This is a genomic window from Amphritea pacifica (assembly GCF_016924145.1).
GTDB lineage: Bacteria > Pseudomonadota > Gammaproteobacteria > Pseudomonadales > Balneatricaceae > Amphritea > Amphritea pacifica.
The window spans coordinates 1-5,907 of sequence record NZ_JAFFZO010000063.1; the positions used below are offsets into that span (position 1 = coordinate 1).

The 5,907-nt window shown below is 46.2% G+C and carries 6 protein-coding genes; 3 read left to right on the forward strand and 3 right to left on the reverse strand.

Features of this window, described 5'->3' with window-relative positions:
- Positions 1–483: 483 nt before the first annotated feature.
- The 3 genes from JW499_RS21225 to JW499_RS21235 are packed head-to-tail and all read left to right on the forward strand — an operon-like array spanning position 484 to position 1,997.
- Entirely contained in the window at positions 484–1,068 is a 585-nt protein-coding gene (locus JW499_RS21225) for a TetR/AcrR family transcriptional regulator (protein WP_205212456.1), read from the forward strand.
- 30 nt (positions 1,069–1,098) lie between these two features.
- Positions 1,099–1,386, forward strand: coding sequence for a YciI family protein (locus JW499_RS21230; protein WP_205212457.1), 288 nt, complete (start codon positions 1,099–1,101; stop codon positions 1,384–1,386).
- A gap of 5 nt (positions 1,387–1,391) precedes the next feature.
- Complete coding sequence (locus JW499_RS21235; protein ID WP_205212458.1) at positions 1,392–1,997, forward strand: DNA-3-methyladenine glycosylase I; 606 nt, start codon at positions 1,392–1,394, stop codon at positions 1,995–1,997.
- Positions 1,998–2,747: 750 nt separating this feature from the next.
- On the opposite strand, the gene JW499_RS21240 is transcribed toward JW499_RS21235, so the two are convergent.
- The 3 genes from JW499_RS21240 to JW499_RS21250 all read right to left on the reverse strand — a co-directional run bounded on the left by JW499_RS21240 (position 2,748) and on the right by JW499_RS21250 (position 5,550).
- The gene (locus tag JW499_RS21240) at positions 2,748–3,638 is read right to left on the reverse strand and encodes a DUF2167 domain-containing protein (RefSeq protein ID WP_232846576.1); all 891 of its coding nucleotides are present in this window, start codon (positions 3,636–3,638) and stop codon (positions 2,748–2,750) included.
- A 397-nt stretch (positions 3,639–4,035) separates the two neighbouring features.
- Positions 4,036–4,656 carry a LysE family translocator gene (locus JW499_RS21245; protein ID WP_205212459.1) on the reverse strand — a complete coding sequence of 207 codons (621 nt, stop codon included), beginning with the start codon at positions 4,654–4,656 and terminating at the stop codon, positions 4,036–4,038.
- Positions 4,657–4,719: 63 nt separating this feature from the next.
- Complete coding sequence (locus JW499_RS21250) at positions 4,720–5,550, reverse strand: AraC family transcriptional regulator (RefSeq protein ID WP_205212460.1); 831 nt, start codon at positions 5,548–5,550, stop codon at positions 4,720–4,722.
- Between the last annotated feature and the right edge of the window lie 357 nt (positions 5,551–5,907).

Here is a 5,907-nt window from a genome sequence, read left to right on the forward strand (position 1 = left end):
TCCGGTAGTTCGCGCAAATATCAGTGAGCCAGAGTTAGCGACTCAATCAGAGCTCGAACATAAGCGTGCATTTATTCTAAGTCAAAATCGTTTCATTGTTGACAGAGGGGAGTCCACATAAGCAAGTCACGAGCAAGCCGGGAGCCGGCGTTCGAGCCACGAGCCACGGCTCTTATCATCCGAACAACGAGCGACGCCGATCAATTCTCAATTTCATAATCTGTGAGTCCCTGTAAAGAAAAGCAAAATAGCTTGTTGACAAACTAGGTCGATCGACCTAGATTAAAAATAGGTCTGGCGACCTAATTTTAAGATTTAAATTATTGATACTCCCAAGGGAGGCAATGAACACTAATCTGTTTGGTGCCTTTCAGCTCGGCGGTCTGATATTGGCAAATCCTATAGTGATGGCACCGATGACCAGAAAGCGACCCGATGGTCAGGAACAGGTTGTGTAAAGAGGTAGTGTAAAGAGGTAGTGTGATGGGACATGGTGAGAAGCGTCATCAGATTATAGAGGCCGCCGATAACTTATTTTATCGGCAGGGTTTCGAGCATACCTCGTTTGCAGACATCTCCACTCTGGTGAATATTTCGCGCGGGAATCTATACCATCATTTCAAGACCAAGGATGACATCCTTGATGCTGTCATCAAAGTTCGCCTGGACAGGACGCAACAGATGCTGACGGATTGGGAAGAGCAGGCGGCAACCCCGGAAGACCGCATCAAATGTTATATCAATATCCTTCTGACAAACTGGTCAATGATCAGGGACTACGGTTGTCCTGTCGGTACACTGTGCACGGAACTTGCCAAGTTGAACCACGCCTCAAAAGCAGAGGCCAATAAAGTTTTCACACTCTTCAGAGTATGGCTGAAAGCTCAGTTCACTCAGCTTGGCCATAGACAGAATGCCGACTCACTGGCTATGCACGTACTCTCCTGGAGTCAGGGGGTGGCGACCCTGGGTAATGCTTTTGATGATTTGCACTATGTCAGACAGGAAATGAAAAAGATGGACGACTGGCTGGATGATCTGTCCGTCAGAACAAAACAGTCCAGATGAATTACTAGCGACACAGAAAAGGGAGCAGATATGTTTGTTGTACTTCTAAAATTTACCGACAAAAAATCCCAGGCTGGAGATCATATGGCTGGTCACAATCTATGGATTAAACAAGGCTTTGAAGAGGGTGTTTTTCTGTTGGCTGGTAGCCTTCAACCTAATCTGGGTGGTTCTGTTATCGCGCACAACACCTCACTATCGGAGCTACAAGCAAGAGTAAACAACGATCCTTTCGTTGCGGAAAATATTGTTAATGCTGAAATAATCGAAATTGATCCCAAAAAAGCGGATAGCCGTCTTAATTTTCTGATTGAGTAAGAACGATGAGTAAAATAATAAAAGGTCCAGATGGTAAGGCGCGTTGTAGCTGGTGTAGTCAGGCCCCGGAATTCGTTGACTATCACGACAGAGAGTGGGGTTATCCAGTAGATGACGATTATCGCCTATTTGAAAAACTATGCCTGGAAAGCTTTCAGTCCGGTTTGAGTTGGCGAACAATCCTGGCTAAGCGTGAGAATTTTCGGGCAGCCTTTCAAAACTTTGATTTTGAAATAATCGCGTGTTTTACAGAGAAAGATATAGATCAGTTACTTCAGGATAAAGGGATTGTCCGCCATCGGGGTAAAATTGAGGCCGTTATCAACAATGCAAAGCGAGCAAAAGCACTGATAAAAGAGGAAGGTTCATTAGCCGCTTTCTTTTGGCGTTATGAACCCGACCAGCATAATCTTGCTGAACCACAAACGGTCTCTACTTGCGAAGAATCAGTTGCTCTATCGAAGGATCTAAAGAAAAAAGGCTGGAAATTTGTCGGCCCAACCACGGTTTATGCTTTTATGCAGGCGATGGGGCTAATTAATGACCATGCAAAAGGCTGTGTGGGCAGATCAAAAGCAGAGAGCGCCAGAAAGAAATTTAAACGACCATGATATCCCTAACAAAGCGCTCGTTCGGACGCGAACTACGCTGCGTTTCGTTTGGTACTTACCGTTTCAACGTTAAGAAATAAAAGGAGCCAGAGTAATCAATTTCACCAAACCCTCTTAATAGCACGGAAATCTGTTCCATAACCTCTGCCATTAAGAAGGCTTTCCGAGCGACTAGCCGGGAACCGGCGTTCAAACAACGAGCCACGGCTCTATCGTCCGAACCACTAGCAACGCCACTGCTTTCCTAACAAGCGACGCAGTCGCGTCTAACCACTAGCAAGTCACGCAGTGACGTCTAGCGACTGCTCTTAATACTTCTGACGCGTATTACAGGGTCAAAGCCCTTTTTATAAGAGGATATACAGATCGCCCTTGAAAAGGACTCCTGCAATCGGGTGAGGGTAAGCCTCTGCAATGCTCAGCTTCGCAGTAATACCAATCGCGACGAATCGTGACGAGGGCGTCACTCCCACAACCCCCACAACTTCCCTATTTCTAATAAAGCCACGGGCAGCGGTTTTTAAGACTTCTCCTAACTGGATCAAGGGAGCAGAATAATTGATTTCGCGTGAGCTGCTTAATAGCACTGAAGCCTGCTTCATCACTCTTGCTGTTAAGAAGGCTTTCCGATCAATGAGCAAGCCGGGAACCGGCGTCCGAACCACGAGCAACGCCGCTGCTTTTCCTGGCAAACGACGCAGTCGCGTCTAACCACTAACAAGTCACGCAGTGACGTCTAGCGACTGCATTTTATTTCTTTTTAAATATCTTTCGGAACAATGCGCCAATTCCGATAATGAATAGTACACCAAACTTTTTCAGGAAAATGAGTGCGGCAGCAATTAATCCCGTCTTGGCAATGACCTTGCCTGCTACCAGTGCGCCGATACCGTAGGCTGCAACTTTATCAATACTGGGGTCGAAGTCTTCATAGCGGGAGCCCTGGTTGAACTCGGTCATGTTCAATACGGTCTGGAGGTTTGAGTCAATCAGGCTTTTTTGATCCATGCCGGCGATAAAGTTGAGAACAAGTACGCCTTTTCTGCCAAGTACGCGGATATTGTAATTAAGGGTATGCAGCTCTTGCGAACCAAACTTTATCTCTTTCGCCCAATAGAGCTTATTCGATGTTTTGTCATAGTAAGGGGGCGAAGCCCAGCCAATCAGTTCGATAGGCTCGTATCCTTCGGCGACTCGTTGTTTACTGGCTTCCTGAGCGTCTTTTTTCATCTGCTCTAATAGTTCGTTGTAATCAAGATCATCAGCATTCTCGTCTGAAACATAGCCGTCCTCTTCATACTCAATTGTAACCCCCCAGGAATTATCATCATAAGGTGTGGTATCAGAGGGAAGCAGCATACCGAGAGTCTCAGAGCCTGTACCAGGAAGGTTTCCCCATACATCTACCAGGACTTTTTCAGAATCTTCGGGTGATAAATAGTAAAAGCTATCAGGTACATCGAGTGAGGCGACACCATTTGGCAGTGCCACTTTTCCGGTTTGATGATTAAGAGAGTCCAGAAGGTTTCTGGCTTCGAGGATGTATTGCTGCTGTTCAGGCGTTAATTGCTGCTCTTCCGCACGGAGAGGGAGTGAGATCAGCAGACAGAGAGTGATTAAAAAAATCCCTATTTTTTTCATTAAACTTCCACCTTATTGCATGAAGATAAGGTATTTGCAGTATTTGAAAACTGTGACTTTTAGCAGAAAAAGCAAAGCGATAGCTACTACATTCTCGTCCACTGAAAATACGTAAACCATGTGATTGGTTGTGTGGCGTTGCCACGGGTTTCCATCTGTTTTGATAGTGTCAAAAACCGCAGTTATTCTCAATATAAAAAATGAGGCTATTACCCAGTTTGGGATTTTTTAAGTCCAAACAGTTTTAAGTCATGTTGGTTGTGAGTGAACCCCAACGCAAGGCAAAACCCGCTTAAGAAGTCTTTCCTGGCAAGCGACGCAGTCGCATCTAACTACTAGCGAGTCACGAAGTGACGTCTAGCGACTGCTTTTAAGCTGTGACGTCTAGCGACTGCTTTTAAGCTGTGACGTCTAGCAACTGATTTAACGCGAGCTCTATCGCTACATAGAGTAGTAGCAACGCCATAGCGTTATTTAGCAGTCGGAAATAACGGGGCTGGCTGATCAGTTTTCGAAGTCGTACACCCATGAACAGGTAGCTACCCGGTGCGCCAAAGGCTAAACCCGCCAGCAGCAATGACCAGAGAAGGATGGATACACCGGTAATATGTGCGGCTGGAAACTGTACGGTGACGATAGGTAAGATTGCGATAAAGGCTTTAGGGTTGAGTAGCTGCAGCATGAGGCCGGAACGGAATCCAGTTCTGCTGGTGTCGGGTTGAACCTTATCAGCGCCGATCTCATCGGTAATCTGTTGACTACCACGGGCGATTTTATAGGCCAGATAGGCGATATAACAACTACCCAGCAGACCTATGACGAGCTGAGAGTCCGGTGTAATCAGCCAGGCTCCGGTATAGCCAAAAAGCAGAAACAGTATCAGCATGGCACACGCTACGCCTATACAGAAGCGCAGAGTATTTCTGATTTCACCGTTGATACCCGCATTCAGGCTTAGCAGGTTTACCGGCCCGGGGGTGTACATAATGCCAAAGGCATACAGGAGGATCTCAACCATTGTGGCTACCCTGAAAAATTAACTGATAAGAATTGATGTTGCGAAGAGAACCGCTATCTCTGTCTAACAGATGAGGACGTGCTTCTGATATTGACGCGGGGTCATTCCAAAGACCGGCTTAAAGCGCCTGTTAAGATGGCTCAGATCACTGAAACCGAAGTCAAAAACGACATCTTCCAGCAGGCTACCTGCCTCTAAAGCCTGTCTGGCGCGGTTTATCCGGCAGTTTAGAATGTATTGGTGAGGTGTAATGCCAAACTGCTGTCGAAACATTCGGATGAAATGATATTTCGACAGACTGACCTGGTTGCTGATCTCATCGAGAGTGATATCTGCGCCAATATTCTCATGAATATAGTTTTGTGCCTTTAACAGCAGGGTGTCATTTTTGTTCGATTTAGGCTCCGGCAGAAGGTCCCCATGTCGCCGGGCAATCCTTTCTGCCATCTGATACAACAGATTTTCTAACTGCAACTTATCGTTGGTATTACTCTCAATATGCGCCGCTATCGTGAGAATATAGTGTCGTAACTGAGGGTCATCCAACAGGGTGTCTTTAATCTGATAATCCTGACACTGTTTCACCCCAGCGCTGCCCAGCAGCGGCTCTAACTGATTGGGGTGAATATAGATCATCCGGTACTGTAGGGCGTTGTCGTCACCCGAGTGACCATCATGAAACTGCCCTGGATTGAATATAATAATGTTACCCGGGCGGCTTCTGTGAAACTCTCCGCTGGAGAAAAAATCCTGTCGACCCGCCTGCGTTACGCCAAATGAATACTCCTCATGGGCGTGTTTGCCATAGGAGAAATCATGCATGGTTGCCTGTAATACCGTCACCTGATCAAGATACCGGCTTTTGACAAACTGAAACTGATTTTCGAACTTCATCTTCACTCACCGTCTGCAGAATTTAGACGTTACTGATTAAGAGTCATTCTAGGATATAGCCGAGTGTTTTACTTGGATGAAATTGCGCATTTACGGCTAGGAAATGATGTTCTGCGCTTGAGGCAACTTTTGAATACTCGCTGAACAGGTAACAAGCGAGCCGGGAACCGGCGTTCGAATCACGAGCTACGTTGAGGATTTTTCTAGCAAGGACGCAGTCGCGTCTAACCACTAGTGTAGTGTTTCACTCTTGATGATTCTTAATGTATCCTCAGCTCAAATACCCTGAGAGAATCGGACTTATCGCATGCGAATTGCCACCCCTATTGTGCTTACTGAAGAAGAAAAGGCTGAGCT